Below are 17480 nucleotides of genomic sequence, written 5' to 3' on the forward strand. Positions count from 1 at the left end.
CCGACGAAATTGGTCGCTTTCAGGTTCCGCGACCAGAGAGCCAGTCCGGAAGATGCCCGATGTCGGGCAGAACCACGTCCGCCATCGGTGCCAGGGTATCCGCATCCGCCATCCCGGTCAGCACACCGGCTGTCCACATGCCTGCGGCACGACCGGCGGCAAGGTCATGCAAGCTGTCGCCAACCATGATCACCCGGTCCGGTGCATGACCTGTCGCCGAGGCAAAGGCCAGCAAGGGCCGGGGCGACGGCTTGGCGCCGTGACCGCTGTCAGCGCCGGCCACGAAATCGAACATCCCCTCGATCCCGGCGGCCCGCAGATGCGCACGCGCCACGGATTCGCTGTCGTTGGTCATCACTCCCAGACTGAGCCCGCGCGCCGCCAGCCCGGCGAGATAGGGCACCAGCGCCACGGCTTCGCTTAACGGGGCGTCGGCCGCCTCGGCGATGATCAGCGATTCGAGCTCTTCGATACCGCGTTCGGGTAGGATGGGGGCGATCAGTTCGGCAACCTCGCGGTTGGTTCCCGCGATCACCGGGCTGCCAGGCAGGAAACTGCACGCCTCGAGATCGAACATCAGGGCCCGCGCCAGACCGTGCCGTCGCAGGTCATCTCCGTCGGCCAGCCGTAGGATCAGGCGCGCCGCAAAGGCGTTCCAGGTTTCAGCAAAATCGAACAGGGTGCCGTCCTTGTCGAAGAGCACCGCCTCGATCGCGGCTAAAGTCATGTCCAGTGTACCGTTTCCCCGCCCGGCAGGGCCATCCGCGCGGCCATAGGGTCCTGCGGCCGAAGACCTTCCGCCTCGCAGAAAGCCATGACCCAGGCATCATCCATCAGGAGGAAATCAAGAACCGACCCCTGAAAGACCGGGTCCTGCAACCCCTCCCGAAAGTCCTCCTGCGAGGCCCCCGTCGCGCCCAGGAAGACCGGCAGCAACTCGTCGTTTCCGGCCAGCCAGGCCACCGCCTGCAAGCCGACGGTTTCGGCGGCTTCCCGCGACAGATCCATTTTGATCTCTCTCCGAAAGGGTTTCTTAACCAATAGTCATCAAAGCTGAGCGGAAAGAAAAGTGCAAGCGCGGCTAACTGCGGCTAACCTGCATATGCGGGGGTATCGAAAGATGACCGGAAGGATATTGATAGTGGATTCGGTTCCGACGAACCGCATCATCCTGCGTGTCAAACTGTCCGCCGCCTACTACGACGTGATTCAAGCCGACAACGGAGAGGCCGCGCTGGCCTTGCTGCGCAAACTCTCGCCCGATCTCGTGATTACCGCCACCGACCTTCCCGACATGACGGGGCGTGCGCTCTGCGCGGAAATCAACAAGTTGCCGGCCAGCGTGCGCATTCCCGTGGTGATCCTGCATGGCGCCGACGACCCCGGCGAACGGCTTGCATCGCTTGCAGCGGGCGCCGACGATGTGCTGACCCGTCCGGTCGATGATCTTGTCATGCTGGCCCGGCTGCGCTCTCTCCTGCGTGCCCGCGACGCGGAGGCAGAGCTGCAGTTGCGCGACGACACTCAGCGCGCGCTCGGCCTTGCCGAACAGGGGACTGCATTCGTGGCGCCGGGCCTTGTCCGCCTGGTCTCTCCGCCGAAACTGCCCGAGACGAAGGCTCTGAGCGAGGGGCTGGCCGCGCGCATTCCCGACCGGATCGAGGTGGTCGACCCCGAGGACGCGTTGCGCGAGCATACCCGCGCTCCGGATGTCGTGGTCGTCGCCGAGGCGCCGGGCAGTTCCGGCGAGGCGCTGACGCTCTTGCCGCAACTGCGCGCCAGCCGTCACACCCGCCATTCGGCGCTGATCTACATCGCCCAGCCCAACCAGCAGCGAGAGGCGGCAAGTGCGCTCGACATGGGCGCGAACGACCTGCTCAGCTCGGGTCTGGACCTGGACGAACTGGCCATCCGGTTGAAGAAGCAGGTCGAGCGCAAGCGCACCAATGACCGGCTGCGCGCCAATATGCGCGACGGGCTGCGCGCGGCGGTCTGCGACCCTCTTACCGGGCTCTACAATCGCCGCTATGCGGTGCCGCATTTGTCGCGGCTGGCGGACCGTGCCACGGGCCAGAAACGCCCCTATGCCCTGTTGCTGGCGGATCTCGATTTCTTCAAGCAGGTCAATGACAACCACGGCCATGCAGCCGGGGACGCGGTCCTTGTTACCCTGGCCCAGCGGCTAAAGGACAACCTGCGCGCCGCTGACCTGATTTCGCGCTGGGGCGGTGAAGAATTCCTGGTGGCCATGCCGGACGCCGACCGAACCGCGGCCAAGCGTACGGCGGAACGGCTTTGCCGGATCATGTCGCGCCAGCCGGTGACCTTGCCCGACGGCAAGCAGTTGACCGTGACGCTGTCCATCGGGGTCGCAATTGGCCGCCCCGGCCACGAGTCCAGCCCGCTGGAACTGATCGAACGCGCGGATGGGGCGCTTTATGCGGCCAAGCACAAGGGCCGCAACACGGTGGTCATGGCAGACACGGTACGCCCGCTTACGACGCGCGGCCAGACGCCGCTGGCCAAAACCCTGTCTTCCAAGGACGACAAGGAAGCCGAGGCTCGACGCGCCGGACAGACCTGACAAAAGTCCGCCGCGCTCAGTCGCGCGGCGGTTTCGGCGGCTGGCGTCCGTCGCGGTCCTTGTCCCGTCCATGTCCGCGGCTCCGCATCCGTTCCAGCTCGGCTTCCAGCCGGTCGGCATAGGCGCGACGCTCCTCGGCGCTCATCTCGACCAGGAATTTCACCAGGACCTCCTGGCCCCGCGTCCGCACTTCGACGCCGCGCGCAGCCTGATCCGCAAGCAGTGCCGCAAGGGCTGCCTGGTCGAAGGGGTCCTGCCGCAACAGCTCCAGTCCACGCTGGTAATCCGCAAGATAGCCTGCCCGCATTGCACCGGCATCCTTGCGCATCGCCCGCCAGAGCCCTCGACGCAACTCGCGCCGCTGATCCTCGTCGAAGGCGCGCGTGTAAGGCAGCACCGGATCGCTCCGGTCGCCGCGCGGCGCTGGCGGTCCATTGAGGAAAAACCCCACCGCCGCGCCAACCACCAGCAGGTTGAGCGCCAGCGACAGGAACAGCAGGATGCGCAGCCAGCGCCCAGGCCGACCCGAGGTTTCCATTTCCGACGCCATTGCCTACCCTTCCATCAAAGCAAGGTCGAAACCGCCGAGGGGATCGACACCGAGCGCCCCCAGCCCGGCGGCATCGCCCCCCCAGAATACCGACAGGCTTTCCGGAGAGCTGACCCCGATCAGGATCCCCGCCGCGCAGGCGGTCGCCAGCCCGGTCACGCCAATCCATCCGCCCAAGGCTTCGCGCAGCTGCGCCAACCGGCCCGGCCTGGGCGGCCGCACAACCGGCGCCGGGGACGCCGCGCGCGGCTGCTCGGCCAACGCCTGCGCCTCGATCCGGGCCAGGAAATCGCCGTCGGGAAGCGGAGCCTCGGCGCGTGCCGCTGCGAAAAACAGCCCCAGCGCATCATCGTCCTGGTTGTCCTTGCGCTCAGTCATCGTCTTCATATCCCAGTTCTGCGCGGCGCCCAATCAGCGCCGCCTCCAATGCCCGCTTGCCCCGCGCCACAAGACTCTCGACCGCGCGCGGCCCGATGTCCATGATCTCGGCGATCTCGGGGTTGGGCAGCCCCTCGATATGACGCAGGATCACCGCCTGTCGCTGCCGGTCGGGCAAGGCGTCCAGCGCCCCCTGCAGTGCCTCGGCGCGGGCCTGTTGCTGCAGCCCCTCCGCTGCCGAGGGTGTTTCATCCAGAGGTTCGGGCACCGAGTCGATGTCCGTCCCGCCACGCCGCCGCCGGATGCGATCGATGCAGAGGTTCGCGGTCACGCGGTAAAGCCAGGTCGAAACCTTGGCCTCGCCCATCCGCCACCCCGGCGCGGCACGCCATAGCCGCAACAGAGCCTCCTGAGCCACGTCCTCAGCCTCGGCCCTGTCACCGCCCAGCATCCGCATGGCATGTGCGAAGACACGCGGCGCTAGGCGCTGGGTCAGAACCCGCGCCGCGCTGGCGTCGCCGGCGGCGTAATCCGCCAGCAGGTCTTCGTCGGCTGCCGCACTCATGGCTTCGAAAGGCATATCCCGTCCATCGTTCCGCGCTATCCCGGCAATTCGCCGCGTGCAACGGTCCGGGCGGCGGCCAGCGCCGCCCGGTCTCATCACTCAGCTGTCGTCCGACATGTCGGGGCCACCGAAGAACGGAAAGCCCATGCCGCCGTGATGACCATGCCCGCCACGGTGGCCGTGCTCACGGTCCTTATGGCCAAAGCGGGACTTGCCGCCGCGCTGGAAGGCACCGCGCGCCTTCTCGATCTCTTCCAGCGTCAGCGCGCCATCATCGTCCGCATCCAGCCGGTCGAACATGTCCTGGGGCGCGCGCCGGGCCGGACCTGCAGCCAGTTCATCGGCACTCAGCAATCCGTCGCCGTCCTGGTCCAGCCGCTCGACCATCGTCTGCATCCGCGCAACGCGACGGGCGTCGCGGGCCGCCGCGATCTCTTCGCGAGAGAGCTTGCCATCGCCATCGGTATCCGTGGCCTCAAACCGTGCGGTCTTGAAGGCCTCGATCTCTTCCTTGGTCACCTTGCCGTCGCCATCCGCGTCGATCTCGGCAAACATTTCCTGCATGAAGGCGCCGCGCGGTCCGTGGGCGCCGAACTCCATGCCCTTGGCCGAGGCCACACCTGCGGTGCCCATCGCCACAACCATCGCGCCGGTGATCCAGAGTGCAGTTGTTTTCATTTCCTTGTCCTTCCAGAGCTAGTCTCGGGTGTCCAAGCCGCCCGCTCTCCGGGCGTCTCTGCAGTCTTTCACGGCCCACCCCGGCAATTCCGTCGCAAGAAATCGCAGCACTGCCTTCACGCTGCCGTGATCTGTGACATCCGGACGCAATGACGTTTTGCACCCTTCCACCGCATCGGTCGCGCCCCCATCCTGAAAGCTGGAAACGCGAAAAACTGAGATGTACGACATGCCGGACACACCGGAAAAAGACAGCCTGTGGCCGACGCTGTGGCGGGGCTGGCGGCGACGCTGCCCCAATTGCGGCAACGGCCCGATGCTGTCGGGCTACCTTACCGTGCGCGATCATTGCCCGGTCTGCCGCCAGGAATTGCACCATCACCGGGCGGACGACGGCCCGGCCTACCTGACGATCCTGATCGTCGGGCACCTCATGGCGCCCCTGCTGCATGTGGTCTTTACCACCTGGCGCCCCGAGCCACTGGTCCTGTTCACGATCTTTGGCGTTGGCTGCGTCGCACTCTCGCTCTATCTTCTGCCCCGATTGAAAGGGGCGATCGTGGCCTTCCAGTGGGCACGCGGCATGCATGGTTTTGCGCCCCCAAGCTGAGGGGCGCAGATGACCGAGACGACGACCAAGACCATCGACAAGACCGCGATCCGCGATGCCGCCACGGTGGTTGTCCTGCGTGACAGGGCCACGCGTCCGCGCGTCCTGATGGGACAACGCGGTGCCAAGGCCGCCTTCATGCCCAACAAGTTCGTCTTTCCCGGTGGCGCGGTCGATGCGCAGGACGCACAGATCCCGCTGGCCCGCGCCCTGCCCCCGCTCTGCGCGGCGCGGCTGAGCGAGGATTCCTCGCCCGACATGGCCCGCGCGCTGGCCGTCGCCGCCGTACGCGAGTTGTGGGAGGAGACCGGCCAGATCCTTGGCGTTCCAGCCCCCTGGCCCGAATCGATCCCCGAGGACTGGCTGGAGTTCGCCGGTACCGGGCACCGCCCCTCGGCCGAACCACTGCAGTTCATCTTTCGCGCCATCACCCCGCCGGGACGACCGCGCCGCTTTGATGCACGGTTTTTCCTTCTCGACGCGGACGAACTCGCCTCGGATCCGGATGATTTCGACGCCGCCACGGACGAGCTCTCGCACCTGCAGTGGATCGCCGTGGACGAGATCCGCAACTATGACATGCCCTTCATCACCGAGGTCGTGCTGGCAGAGGTTGCGGCGCGCGCAACGGACGAAACACCCCCCGATTCCGTCCCCTTCTTCCGCAACGACGACGAGGAAAGCCTGTTCCTGCGCCTGCATGGTGCCGGGATGCGCGACTGACGCGGCGCCACTGGCCCTCGCCCACGGTGCATCGTATGTGTAGCCCATGTTGAATACGCTTTCTCACGGCACGCCCGGCGGCACGCCCCTAGTCATCGTCCACGGGCTTTACGGATCGGGGCGCAATTGGGGTGTGATCGCCAAGCGCCTGTCCGACCGCTGGCACGTCTTGACCCCGGACATGCGCAACCACGGCGACAGCCCCCGGACCGAAACCCACAGCTATCCCGACCTGGCCGGGGACCTGGCAGAGCTGATCGATGCCCACGGCGGCCGCGCGCACGTCGTCGGTCATTCGATGGGCGGCAAGGCGGCAATGGTCCTGGCACTGCAACACCCTGAAAAGCTTGCCTCGCTCCTCGTCGCCGACATCGCGCCCGTGGCCTATACACACAGCCAGATCCAGTTCATCGAAGCCATGCGCGCGGTTGATCTGTCCCGGGTCGAAAAACGCTCGGACGCGGTTGAGCAGCTGGCACTGCATGTCGAGGACAAGACCCTGCAAAGCTTCTTCACACAGTCTCTGGACGTTCAGAACAAACGGTGGAAGCTGAACCTGGACACGCTGGCCCGGGAAATGCCCAAGATCCTCGGGTTTCCCGAGATCCAGGGTCGATACGACGGGCCGACGCTGTTCCTTTCGGGCGGTCAGTCCGACTATGTTCAGGCCGAACACCGTCCGCGTATTCGAGAGCTGTTCCCAAAAGCACGGTTTGCCAAGATCCCTAAGGCAGGACACTGGCTGCACGCAGAAGACCCGCGCGGGTTCGAGGCCTCGGTTCGGGCTTTCGTGGATCACGTCGAAGGGTAGCGGGCCAAGGGCAGTTTCACGATTCCCGAAACTGCGGCATTTCCTTCCGAAAACAGACGATTGCCCCGTGGACAGGCCATGCCCTTGCGGCAATCTGGCGTCATGCGACAGATCAATACGCTGCGCGCGCGCAGATGCCGCGCGCCGTCAGCTTTCCATCACTCTCAATTCGCCGTCCAGCCAGGGCAACTGCGCCAGCGCGGGGGCAATGACCATGTCGCCCACCAGCATCCGCATGGTGCGCGCCACGTCGCGCGGCACCCGGTCCGCCCAGTCCGTTCCGGCAAAAAGGGAAATGGTGCGCGAGAAGGGTTTGAAGGGTACGGGATGCGCCTCCATCTGTTCGTGGTAACGCCCGGCGCGCATGTATCCCAACGGCGTGGTGATCGCCCAGCCCATGCCACGCGCCACCAGCGTCATCAGGGAGAGGTGCGCCCCGATCTCGAATCTCTCGGCGAATTCCAGCTTCTGCCGCGCCAGGTGGGCTTCGATCTGGCGCCCGATCAGCTGTGCGCGATCGTAGCGCAGGATCGGCAGCGCCTGCATCATCGCCTCGACCCCGCCCGCCGCCTCGACCGCTCCGCGGGCGCAAACAAGGATGTAAGGGTCTCGCACCAAAGGGTATTCGACGATCCCCTCCATCACCTCGCCGCTGCTGGCAGCGATGGCAAGATGCAAGCGGCGCGCCTTGATCTCTTCGGAGATCTCGTGGCTGGGCGCGGTGATCAGCTTGAACCGGCAGCGCGTCATGCTCTCGGCCAGGATGGTGACAAGACGCGGCGTCAGGTCATTGTCGAAATCGTCGATCACCCCCAGGCTCAGCGTGCTGAGATGGGTGAGATCCATCACCGTCAGTTCGTTCTGCGCCAGCCGCAACTGCCGCAGCACCGCCTGGGTCCGCCCCAGGAAGGACCGGCCCGCCGGGGTCAGCCGCATCGGTCGGCGCCCGTGATCCACAAGATCCACGCCAAGTGCGCCCTCGAGGTTGCGCATCTGCTGGCTGACCGCCGGCTGGCTGAGTCCCGTCACCTCGGCCGCCTTCGCGACCGAGCCAGTTTCCGCCAGCGCCTCGAAGACCTCGAGCCCGCGCAACGTCACGCCTTTCATCAACATCGCAGAATCTCCGAGGCCACAGTTTCCGTTTTTGTAAACCTGTCCGCTTACGTCAAGGAAAACGCATGTCCCGCCTGATCAAATCCGCCCCCGGCCTGCCCCCCGCCTCGATCGCGGAAATTTCCGACACCGTGCAGATCATGCTGGCCCGCCTCAAGAGCGGCGGCGAAGAGGTCGCGCGTGTCTATGCCGAGCGCCTCGACGGCTGGACCGGAGAGATCACCGTATCACCCGATGAGCTGCATCAGGCCGCCCGCCAGGTACCAGATGCGTTGAAACAGGCGCTGGCCTATGCTCACGACAACATCCGCCGTTTTGCCGAGGCACAGCGCGCATCGGTCCGGGATTTCCAAATCGAACTTCATCCGGGCCTGACCACCGGCCAGAAAAGCCTACCTGTCGCGGCGGCCGGTTGCTACGTCCCCGGCGGACGTTACGCGCATATCGCCTCGGCGTTGATGACCATTGCCACCGCCCGCGCCGCCGGTGTGCCCCATGTCACGGCCTGCGCTCCGCCACGCCGAGACGTGGACGGAACCGCGTTGGGGATCGACCCGGCGACGCTCTATGCCATGCAGCTTGCCGGGGCCGACACGATCCTGACCCTGGGCGGCGTGCAGGGGATCGCCGCGATGGCCTACGGCCTGTTCGGAACACCACCCGCCAACGTCCTGGCCGGCCCCGGCAACGCCTATGTCGCCGAAGCCAAGCGCCAGCTTTTCGGCCCCGTGGGCATCGACATGTTCGCCGGACCGACCGACGTGCTGATCCTGGCCGATGCCACCGCCGATCCGGAGTTGGTTGCGCTGGACCTGGCCGGGCAGGCCGAACACGGGCCAACCTCGCCCTGCTGGCTGGTGACGGATCACGAACCACTGGCCACTTGTGTTGCGGAGATCATGCCGCGCACCTGCGCCCGGCTTGGCGGCGACAATGCTCGCACCGCCCTTGAGGCCTGGGAGGCGATGGGCGAAATCACCCTCTGCGGCAGCCGTGAGGAGATGGCGGCAGAGGCCGACCGCTATGCCCCCGAGCACCTGCATGTCCAATGCGCCGACCTTCCCTGGTGGCAGTCACGCCTGTCCAGCTACGGCTCGTTGTTCCTGGGCGCCGAGACCACCGTCGCCTTTGGCGACAAGGCCTCTGGCCCCAACCACGTACTGCCCACCGGAGGCGCCGCTCGCTACACTGGCGGATTGTCGGTGCACAAGTTCCTGAAAACCGTCACCTGGCAACAGGCCCGGGGCGAGGCCCTGCCCGCCCTGGCCCATGCCACGTCTGTCATCTCGCGGGCCGAAGGCATGACTGGACACGCCTTGACGGCAGAGGCCCGCCTCGCAAACCTGTCCCCACGCGCCTGCGCCGCAAACGAAAGTTGAAAGATGAACCTCGCCAAGTTTCCCCGTGTCCGCCTTGCCCACCTGCCCACGCCGCTGGAACCGCTGCCGCGCCTGACCGAATTTCTCGGCGGTCCCGAGATATGGATCAAGCGCGACGACTGCACCGGCCTGTCGACCGGCGGCAACAAGACCCGCAAGCTGGAATTCCTGATGGCCGAGGCGCTGGAGCAGCGCGCCGATGTTGTCCTGACCCAGGGCGCAACGCAGTCCAACCATGCTCGCCAGACAGCGGCGGCGGCGGCCAAGCTGGGCATGGAATGCCATATCCTGCTGGAGGACCGCACCGGCTACAATCACGAGAACTATCGCTACAACGGCAACGTCCTGCTGGACGTGCTGCACGGCGCCACGATCGAACATCGCGGGCCGGACCTGGACATGAATGCCGAAATGGAGGCCGTGGCCGAGACCATGCGCGAGCATGGCAAGCGCGCCTATACGATCCCGGGCGGCGGATCGAACGCGACGGGCGCACTTGGCTACGTCAACTGTGCGCTGGAGATGCTGAACCAGTTCGTCGAGACCGGGCTGCGCGTCGATCACATCGTTCACGCCACCGGCTCTGCCGGGACACAGGCCGGGCTGATCACCGGGCTCAGCGCGATGAACGCCGGTATTCCGCTGCTGGGGATCGGGGTCCGCGCACCCAAGGCAAAACAAGAAGAAAACGTCTTTGACCTGGCCGTGAAGACAGCCGAGAAGCTGGGGTGTCCCGGCGTGGTCGCCCGCGAGGACGTGGTCGCCAACACGGACTACGTCGGCGACGGTTACGGCATCCCGGCGGAAAGCACCCTTGAGGCCATCGACCTCTTTGCCCGACACGAGGCGATCCTTCTGGACCCGGTCTATTCGGCCAAGGGCGCGGCCGGGCTGATCGACCTGATCCGCCAGGGCCATTTCAAGAGCAATGAGCGCGTCGTCTTCCTGCACACCGGCGGCGCCATAGGGCTGACCGGCTACACGCATGCCTTCGATGTGAAATCCCGCGCATGAGGGCGGTCGGCATTCTTGGCGGGATGGGGCCGCAGGCCACCATCCTGCTGATGCAGAAACTGCTGGACGTGGTGCCTGCGCAGGATGACTCCGACCACGTGCCGGTGATCGTGCATCAGAACCCGGGCGTCCCCTCGCGCATCGCCGCCCTGATCGAAGGCACGGGCCCCTCACCCCTGCCCGTCCTGCAAAGCATGGCCCGCGACCTGGCCGCCGCAGGCGCCACCGCGCTGGCCATGCCCTGTAACACCGCGCATCATTACGCCGCCGGTATCCGCGCGGCCACCGACCTGCCATTTCTCGACATGCTGGCCGCCACTGCGCAGTCGCTCGAGGGAAAGGGGCGCATCGGTATCCTGGCCTCTCCGGCAACACGGTTGACCGGCATATTCGACACCTATCTGGATGCGCCCTTCACCGCGCCGCCGGACGACGCGCCCCTGCTTGGGATGATCCGCGCGATCAAGGCCGGCGCGACGCCCGAACAGATCCTGCCCGCGCTGACCGAAGAGGCCAGGCGCCTGCAGGAGCGCACCGATCACATCCTCATCGCCTGCACCGAACTGTCGCTGGCCGCCCCGTTGTTGCCACGGGACATCGCCTGGACGGACAGCCTCGACTGCCTCGTGGGGCGGATCCTCGGCCATGCGCAGTCCGGCTGACGATCCGGATTACTGTCCGCGGCAAACCTGTTCGGCGCGGGCGGCGAAGGCCTTGTATTTCTGCCAGAAGGCCTCGTGCCTCGGGTTGTCCGATTGGCGGATTTCCTGTGCGCGGTGCGGGTCTGAAAAGAACGAGACCGCCATTCTCTGATCCGAGACCGAAAGATCCCGGTCCGCGACCCCCTGCACGCATCCGCACAACCGTCGCGTCGCCCCTTGTCGGCCCGCCGCCACGCAGGCATCGGCGATCGGCCCCGAACTGATGCGCACCTGCGGCGCTGCCCCATAGCTGCGTTTGGATGCTGTTCCGCCACCGCAGGCTGCCAGCCCAAGGCAGGCAGCCAGAATAACTGCTTGCTTCATCTCACCTGTCTCTCGTTGCCCGGACGCGGATTTTCCGTCTGCCCCGGCACTGCCCTCGGGCGCATCATGCGCGATTTGCCCGTCAGCTTCAAGAATCCACCAGCGTTCAGGGACAAACATTGCCCGCCCTTATTTGTCCCCAGAGCGTCAGGGGGCGTCTTGACGGTCAGGCCGCCATCAGACCTTCAAGACGCACCCTGACACTTTCCGGCATTAGGCGCGCCGCGCTCAGCCGCGGCAAGTCCATTTCGGTGATTCCGGTGTCCGCGCCGTATAGCTCCAGGTACTCGGCGTAATTGTCGAAACAGCTGCGCGCAACATAGTCGATATAGCTTTCCGCCTCGGCGCCTTCAGCCAGGATCAGCTCATGCGCCTCGGTTTCCACATGATAGATCGTGTAACTGTCTCCCAGGGCCTCGATCGGCTCCCAGAGAATGCTGGTGCCGTTGACCAGCGCCGAGGCATTGATAAGTAGCCCGTCGATGTGCAGCGCGTGATCGGCAGTAAGCAGAAGATCGCGCCGGGGCACACCCCGGCCCAGCGCGTCGGCACAGAGGCGGACGGGCCTCACCCTTTCGGCGGGCTGGAACCGGGGAAAGAGCGTCTGGCGACCGATCCACCTGACTTTCGTCGTTCCGGTCGCCGTACAGATCACCTGGCCGATTTCGAGATCCTGAACCGCCACGGTGCCCTCGGGCGTATCGATCCCAGTGCCTTCCAGAAAGCAGGTCGGGAAATCGCTGGTGTTCAAGTCCAAAAGGCGAAAAGTCCTGGGCTCATCGAAGTCACCCAGGTTCATGCCTTCAGGGATCCAGATATGGCTGAAGGTCCCATTGTGCGTCACCGGCAACCACATGGTACCGCCCGCCACGAGCGGGACCTCGATGGTCCCGACAAAGGCGTTGTCAGAGCCAATCAGAATGTCCCCGACCTCGAACGTACCGTTTGCCTCGCCATCATCCAAATTGACGCCGCTGCCGGTGGATGACGAATACGTGGCCAGCCCCGCTGAACCTGAATATGACCAATACCCACCCGCGTCATACGTTGCCATTTTTCAAACCCAGATCCCGATGAACACACCTACAAAAAATTTGGCAAAAGACATCACATGTCAACCCGGGCACCGAGAATTTGACGCGGCGCCGCACGTTCGAGTTGAATGCGTGAACCATTTGTCAAAGCGCCTGCCGGGACAGGAGCTTCGCACGTTTCCGCGCCCGGATCGTTGAGAAATCTATACAAAATGCTTCTCGACGGCAGATCAAAACGTGATCGGAACAAGCAGAAGCCCGGGATCAGCGCGTCCCGCCAAGGCCGCCGTCGCTGGCAAAGCCGCCCGCGACGGATTTGCCCGTTCCCGAAGCCCCGGCAAACCCGTCGATCCGGGCGCTTCGATCCGTGGTCTCGCGTGCTTCCGGAGCGGCCTCGACTGCAATGGCCGTGAGGCCGGCAAGGACAAAAATGGCGAGGGCAACGATACGGGTCATCAAACTTCGCCAATCAACTGTGAGGACCCTATGGGCACGAATTGCGGCGGCACAGTCCGGAAATCCCCCAGCGGTGCCGTTCCGCCGCTGCAACCTGTTGCCATTTCTCACCATTCCCGCATCACATGAGTCGTGCAGCGTTGCCCCCGGGATGTCCGTTTGCCAAGACACCTCCGTCAAAGAAGGACCCTCGAAGATGCGGCGATTGGCTCTGCTGGCCTGCCTCCTGGGCACATTCGGTCTGACGGGCTGCGACGTCGATGGCGGTAGCCTCGACCGCGCGCGGCAGCACTTCGGCGTGACAAATCCCAAGCCCTCTGCCTTCCATGTCTGCGGCAGCCACAACTGCCGCAAGCGCGTCGCCGTTTCGCTAAGCCCGGCCGAATGGTCCAGTGCCAGAGCCCCTCTGCGCAGCCGCCCGCGCACCCCCGGCGCCGAGCGCCGCGCCCTGGCCGAGACCCTGCGCCGGCTGGAAGTCGTGGTGGGACGCAAGACGGGATATGACAGCGACAGGGCCGGATCGACCCTGCAAATGGGCGTCAAGGCGCAGGACTGCGTCGACGAAATGGTCAACACCGCCGTTTACCTGAAAATGCTGGACGATGCTGGCGACCTGCGCTTTCACCGCCCCGGCCAACGCGTCACGATCGGTTTCATGACGCGCGAATTCTGGACCCACACGGTCGCCTCGATCTATCAGAAGGACACCGGGCAGGAATTCATCGTCGAGACCTGGGCCGTTGATTTCGGCGAAACACCTTACATCATGGATCGCAAGGCCTGGGCGGCCAACGAACCGCTGCGGCGGGATTTCTGAAGGTCATTGACCGCGGGGACTGCCACCTATGCGCGGCAGGAAACCGGGGTCGACAAGCACCAGTGCGCAGTCGCTGCTTTGCGCCCTGTCAGCCCCACCGTGCCAAGGTCGCTCTCTCCCATCCCCACTTGACCAAACCCCTGTTCCACAGCATATCGCACCTCATGAGCACACCCCTGTCCCGCATCCGCAACTTCTCCATCGTCGCCCACATCGACCACGGGAAATCCACCCTGGCCGACCGGCTGATCCAGCTGACCGGAACTGTCGCCGAACGCGACATGAAGGCTCAGCTTCTCGATGCGATGGACATCGAGCGCGAGCGCGGCATCACCATCAAGGCCAACACCGTCCGCATCGACTACCCGGCCAAGGACGGCAACACCTATGTCCTCAATCTCATCGACACCCCCGGACACGTCGACTTTGCCTATGAGGTCTCCCGCTCCATGCGCGCGGTCGAAGGCTCGCTGCTGGTGGTCGATGCCTCTCAGGGCGTCGAGGCGCAGACGCTGGCCAATGTCTATACCGCCATCGACGCCGACCATGAGATCATCCCGGTCCTGAACAAGGTCGACCTGCCCGCCGCCGAACCCGAACGCGTGGCCGAGCAGATCGAGGATGTCATCGGCATCGACGCCTCGGACGCCTGCCTGATCTCGGCCAAGACCGGCATCGGCATCCCCGACGTGCTCGAGGCGATCGTCAAGCGCCTGCCCCCGCCCCACGGCGGCGATCCGGACGCGCCGCTCAAGGCGATGCTGGTGGACTCGTGGTATGACCCCTACCTCGGCGTCGTCGTCCTGATCCGGATCATGGACGGTACCCTGAAAAAGGGCGACAACATCCGCATGATGCGCACCGGCGGCAAGTACGGCGTCGACAAGCTGGGCGTCTTCCGCCCCGCCATGCAGGACGTCAAGGAACTGGGCCCGGGCGAGATCGGCTTTTTCACCGGTTCCATCAAGCAGGTGCGCGACACCAAGGTCGGCGACACCATCACCCATGACAAGAAACCCTGCGCCGAACCGCTGCCGGGCTTCAAACCCTCGATCCCGGTGGTCTTCTGTGGCCTTTTCCCGGTCGACAGTTCGGAATTCGAGGACCTGCGGGACGCGATCGAGAAACTGGCCCTGAACGACGCCAGCTTCTCCTACGAGATGGAAACCTCGGCCGCGCTTGGCTTCGGCTTCCGCTGCGGCTTCCTCGGCCTTCTGCACCTAGAGGTCATTCGCGACCGGATCGAGCGTGAATATGACATCGAACTGATCACCACCGCGCCCTCGGTCGTCTACCACGTCTTCATGCGCGATGGTGAGCGGATCGACCTGCACAACCCGGCCGACATGCCCGACCCCTCCAAGGTGGACCACATTGAGGAACCGCGCATCAAGGCGACGATCCTGGTGCCGGACGAGTTCCTGGGCGACGTGCTGAAACTCTGCCAGGACCGGCGCGGGCTGCAGCAAGACCTGACCTATGTCGGCGGGCGGGCGATGGCGGTCTACGACCTGCCCCTGAACGAGGTGGTCTTTGACTTCTACGACCGGTTGAAATCCGTGACCAAGGGCTATGCCAGCTTTGATTACGAGATCACCGATTACCGCGAGGACAACCTCGTCAAGATGCAGATTCTGGTGAACGATGAGCCGGTGGACGCGCTCTCGATGATGGTGCACCGTGATCGGGCCGAGATGCGCGGGCGCGCCATGTGCGCCAAGCTCAAGGACCTGATCCCGCGCCAGATGTTCAAGATCCCGATCCAGGCGGCCATCGGCGGCAAGGTCATCGCGCGTGAGACGCTGTCGGCGCTGCGCAAGGACGTGACGGCGAAATGCTACGGCGGCGACGCGACCCGGAAGAAGAAGCTGCTGGAAAAGCAGAAGGCCGGCAAGAAGAAGATGCGCCAGTTCGGGAAGGTGGAGATCCCGCAAGAGGCGTTTATTTCTGCGCTGAAGATGGACGAATAGTCCATTTTCAGGGATGGCGGGCGGAAGTGTTTGAGGAAGAAATATGCGCGTGCACACCTATAAAGAAAAAACCGTTGAAGTTAGATGAACACTTATCCATCTCGCGTAAAATAGGCGAAAATTGGTTTAAACGAATCGGTCTCCACATATCCAAACGGAGATCACAAACTATTTGATGGTGAGCGGCGTGCGGATTCAGCAAACACTTTCCAGAATTGGCGCAGGTTTATCGTCAATGGGTGCATTGGTTTGGCTTCTCTGGCCGGATGATTTGATCGCCTTCTGGGACCCCGAACCTCTTTTTGTGTTCCTTGTTGGCCTAGTCGTTTGGATTGCGACTGAGTTCAAGTTAAGCGAAGAGGCTCAAAACTGGGATCCGTCAGAAAGTGACCGACGGATATGTGGAGAACTGATCAACTTACATCGACATCAACTGAGAACCATTCTCAAAGACGATGATCTTTTTCAGTTTCACGATTCCGAAATCTTCACTTTATGTGGCACCCTTTTGAATCGTCGAGAAATTGGCGAACTAGAATTTAGCGATCAGTCACTTGATGAAAAGCTCGGTTCATTCATCCTTTCTCTCAATGAATTTTATGGTTTCATTGCACAGCACACAACACCTGAGTTTGTCGCCGGAAGAATGATGACTGGTTTCAAACCCCTAAGAACAGTACCCCAACAGGAATACGATCGACGCCTTTCTCTTTCTAGGGAAGCCAACAAACTTGCATCTGCAACGTGGGACGATTTCGAAGTGTTAATCAAAGCTCTGAAGCTTAGAATACCGGATAGACTAGAATAAAAGAGGCTGTTGACGGACAGTTGGCGCATCAACGCAGAAACTGTCACTCGCCTCTCTGAGTTAGAATTTGTATGTACTCTTGCTTTCACCACCGACCCATAATCTAAACCAAAGACCGCCGGGCAAACGCCAACCCGAAACAAGGGCAAAGGCGCCGCCCGTGCGACCGGCCTACAAACACACAGGCGCGCGGCGCGGATGGCGGGTATATGGCAACCTACTCCTTGCTGGCACCCAACACTGTCAGCCTCTCACTTCCCCGTCCACGTCCCGCCCCAGGACCTCTCGACCTATCCGAATCCCCCTTTGCCACGGACGCGCAAACCCCTAATGTCCCGGCCTCATGCGACTGCCCCTTCGACTCGCCCTGCTTACCCTCGCCCTACCCGGCCCACTTGCCGCGCAGGAACCGGGGGAGTGTATCGGGCATGACCTGAAAAGCCCCGATCAGCGCATCCAGCTACTGGCGCCCACGCATACCTGGACGCTCTACAATCTTGGTCCTGGACAGGTGGTGATCCATGCCAGCAGCGGGCAGAGCCTGCCCGGCCCCGCCCCCAGCAGCGAACCGCGGCCCAGCCCCTTCCGGGGAGAGACCGGCACCAGCTATGCGCTGTCGCTGGACGGGCCGGGGCTGACCATCGTCTATATCTGCCCCGGCACCTGACCCGCGAACACCCCTCAGGCCGAGGCGCCGCGCGCCGCGTCGGGGTGCTCTTTCAGGAAATGGTGCAGCACGCCGTAAAGCTCCCTGGCATGCGCCTTGTCCCCCCGGTGCAGCGCCTCGCGGATGTCCTCGCAGATCATCTGCTGCACCTTCGCGGCACCGTGATGCTGGTGCATCATGTATTCGGCGAGGCAGGAGGCGCTGACGTCCGGCAGTCGGTCATGTTCGGCAACGGCCTCGATCTCCTCCCGTGTCAGGCAGGTCATGTCCTCGATATCGTCCAGCGTGATCATCTTTC

At 64.0% G+C, this 17480-nt stretch carries 22 protein-coding genes; 11 read left to right on the forward strand and 11 right to left on the reverse strand.

Features of this window, described 5'->3' with window-relative positions:
• Positions 1–19: 19 nt before the first annotated feature.
• Positions 20–727 carry an HAD family hydrolase gene (locus G9Q80_RS20135; protein WP_088715329.1) on the reverse strand — a complete coding sequence of 236 codons (708 nt, stop codon included), beginning with the start codon at positions 725–727 and terminating at the stop codon, positions 20–22.
• Entirely contained in the window at positions 724–1008 is a 285-nt protein-coding gene (locus tag G9Q80_RS20140; protein ID WP_074621258.1) for a DUF3572 domain-containing protein, read from the reverse strand. The genes G9Q80_RS20135 and G9Q80_RS20140 overlap by 4 nt, the downstream gene beginning before the upstream one ends.
• A 133-nt stretch (positions 1009–1141) precedes the next feature.
• Between G9Q80_RS20140 and G9Q80_RS20145 the strand changes: the two genes are divergently transcribed.
• On the forward strand, positions 1142–2584 hold the full coding sequence (locus tag G9Q80_RS20145; RefSeq protein WP_232786195.1) for a diguanylate cyclase: 1443 nt from the start codon (positions 1142–1144) through the stop codon (positions 2582–2584).
• 16 nt (positions 2585–2600) lie between these two features.
• Here the strand turns inward: G9Q80_RS20145 and G9Q80_RS20150 are convergent, their stop codons facing one another.
• From G9Q80_RS20150 to G9Q80_RS20165, 4 genes are all read right to left on the reverse strand, one after another.
• Complete coding sequence (locus tag G9Q80_RS20150) at positions 2601–3134, reverse strand: periplasmic heavy metal sensor (RefSeq protein WP_052244224.1); 534 nt, start codon at positions 3132–3134, stop codon at positions 2601–2603.
• A gap of 3 nt (positions 3135–3137) precedes the next feature.
• Positions 3138–3512: a hypothetical protein gene (locus G9Q80_RS20155; RefSeq protein ID WP_232788212.1), complete on the reverse strand. Its 375-nt coding sequence runs from the start codon at positions 3510–3512 to the stop codon at positions 3138–3140.
• On the reverse strand, positions 3505–4092 hold the full coding sequence (locus G9Q80_RS20160) for an RNA polymerase sigma factor (RefSeq protein ID WP_088715327.1): 588 nt from the start codon (positions 4090–4092) through the stop codon (positions 3505–3507). The genes G9Q80_RS20155 and G9Q80_RS20160 overlap by 8 nt, the downstream gene beginning before the upstream one ends.
• A gap of 84 nt (positions 4093–4176) precedes the next feature.
• Entirely contained in the window at positions 4177–4755 is a 579-nt protein-coding gene (locus tag G9Q80_RS20165; RefSeq protein WP_088715326.1) for an EF-hand domain-containing protein, read from the reverse strand.
• A gap of 229 nt (positions 4756–4984) precedes the next feature.
• Here G9Q80_RS20165 and G9Q80_RS20170 point away from each other — a divergent pair, with 229 nt between their 5' ends.
• The 3 genes from G9Q80_RS20170 to G9Q80_RS20180 are packed head-to-tail and all read left to right on the forward strand — an operon-like array spanning position 4985 to position 6899.
• Complete coding sequence (locus G9Q80_RS20170; RefSeq protein ID WP_043136818.1) at positions 4985–5365, forward strand: DUF983 domain-containing protein; 381 nt, start codon at positions 4985–4987, stop codon at positions 5363–5365.
• A 9-nt stretch (positions 5366–5374) separates the two neighbouring features.
• Positions 5375–6088, forward strand: coding sequence for an NUDIX hydrolase (locus G9Q80_RS20175; protein WP_043136660.1), 714 nt, complete (start codon positions 5375–5377; stop codon positions 6086–6088).
• Positions 6089–6134: 46 nt separating this feature from the next.
• Complete coding sequence (locus G9Q80_RS20180; protein ID WP_088715325.1) at positions 6135–6899, forward strand: alpha/beta fold hydrolase; 765 nt, start codon at positions 6135–6137, stop codon at positions 6897–6899.
• A gap of 147 nt (positions 6900–7046) precedes the next feature.
• Here the strand turns inward: G9Q80_RS20180 and G9Q80_RS20185 are convergent, their stop codons facing one another.
• On the reverse strand, positions 7047–8012 hold the full coding sequence (locus G9Q80_RS20185; protein ID WP_088715324.1) for a LysR family transcriptional regulator: 966 nt from the start codon (positions 8010–8012) through the stop codon (positions 7047–7049).
• Positions 8013–8077: 65 nt separating this feature from the next.
• Between G9Q80_RS20185 and hisD the strand changes: the two genes are divergently transcribed.
• The 3 genes from hisD to cuyB are packed head-to-tail and all read left to right on the forward strand — an operon-like array spanning position 8078 to position 11067.
• Complete coding sequence (gene hisD, locus G9Q80_RS20190) at positions 8078–9391, forward strand: histidinol dehydrogenase (RefSeq protein WP_088715323.1); 1314 nt, start codon at positions 8078–8080, stop codon at positions 9389–9391.
• 3 nt (positions 9392–9394) lie between these two features.
• Positions 9395–10405 (forward strand): D-cysteate sulfo-lyase, encoded by a 1011-nt coding sequence (gene cuyA, locus G9Q80_RS20195; protein ID WP_088715322.1) that lies wholly within the window; start codon positions 9395–9397, stop codon positions 10403–10405.
• Positions 10402–11067 carry a cysteate racemase gene (gene cuyB / locus G9Q80_RS20200; protein WP_088715321.1) on the forward strand — a complete coding sequence of 222 codons (666 nt, stop codon included), beginning with the start codon at positions 10402–10404 and terminating at the stop codon, positions 11065–11067. Before cuyA ends, cuyB begins: the two co-directional genes overlap by 4 nt.
• 9 nt (positions 11068–11076) lie before the next feature.
• Here the strand turns inward: cuyB and G9Q80_RS20205 are convergent, their stop codons facing one another.
• The 3 genes from G9Q80_RS20205 to G9Q80_RS20215 form a co-directional block, all read right to left on the reverse strand.
• Positions 11077–11430, reverse strand: a complete 354-nt coding sequence (locus G9Q80_RS20205) for a hypothetical protein (RefSeq protein ID WP_043136648.1) — start codon at positions 11428–11430, stop codon at positions 11077–11079.
• 166 nt (positions 11431–11596) lie between these two features.
• On the reverse strand, positions 11597–12394 hold the full coding sequence (locus G9Q80_RS20210) for a Hint domain-containing protein (RefSeq protein ID WP_069209892.1): 798 nt from the start codon (positions 12392–12394) through the stop codon (positions 11597–11599).
• Between the two features lie 334 nt (positions 12395–12728).
• Positions 12729–12920 (reverse strand): hypothetical protein, encoded by a 192-nt coding sequence (locus G9Q80_RS20215; protein WP_069209893.1) that lies wholly within the window; start codon positions 12918–12920, stop codon positions 12729–12731.
• A gap of 196 nt (positions 12921–13116) precedes the next feature.
• Here G9Q80_RS20215 and G9Q80_RS20220 point away from each other — a divergent pair, with 196 nt between their 5' ends.
• From G9Q80_RS20220 to G9Q80_RS20235, 4 genes are all read left to right on the forward strand, one after another.
• A complete protein-coding gene (locus G9Q80_RS20220; protein WP_088715320.1) occupies positions 13117–13737 on the forward strand; it encodes a hypothetical protein in 621 nt (206 codons plus the stop codon).
• A gap of 164 nt (positions 13738–13901) precedes the next feature.
• A complete protein-coding gene (gene lepA, locus G9Q80_RS20225; protein ID WP_043136640.1) occupies positions 13902–15707 on the forward strand; it encodes a translation elongation factor 4 in 1806 nt (601 codons plus the stop codon).
• Between the two features lie 235 nt (positions 15708–15942).
• Positions 15943–16515: a hypothetical protein gene (locus G9Q80_RS20230; protein WP_133066408.1), complete on the forward strand. Its 573-nt coding sequence runs from the start codon at positions 15943–15945 to the stop codon at positions 16513–16515.
• A gap of 343 nt (positions 16516–16858) precedes the next feature.
• Positions 16859–17182 carry a hypothetical protein gene (locus G9Q80_RS20235; RefSeq protein ID WP_088715319.1) on the forward strand — a complete coding sequence of 108 codons (324 nt, stop codon included), beginning with the start codon at positions 16859–16861 and terminating at the stop codon, positions 17180–17182.
• 14 nt (positions 17183–17196) lie between these two features.
• On the opposite strand, the gene G9Q80_RS20240 is transcribed toward G9Q80_RS20235, so the two are convergent.
• Positions 17197–17475 (reverse strand): hypothetical protein, encoded by a 279-nt coding sequence (locus tag G9Q80_RS20240; protein WP_043136631.1) that lies wholly within the window; start codon positions 17473–17475, stop codon positions 17197–17199.
• Between the last annotated feature and the right edge of the window lie 5 nt (positions 17476–17480).

Origin of the sequence: Mameliella sp. LZ-28 (genome assembly GCF_012274245.1) — a bacterium.
Classification (GTDB): Bacteria; Pseudomonadota; Alphaproteobacteria; order Rhodobacterales; family Rhodobacteraceae; genus Antarctobacter; species Antarctobacter albus.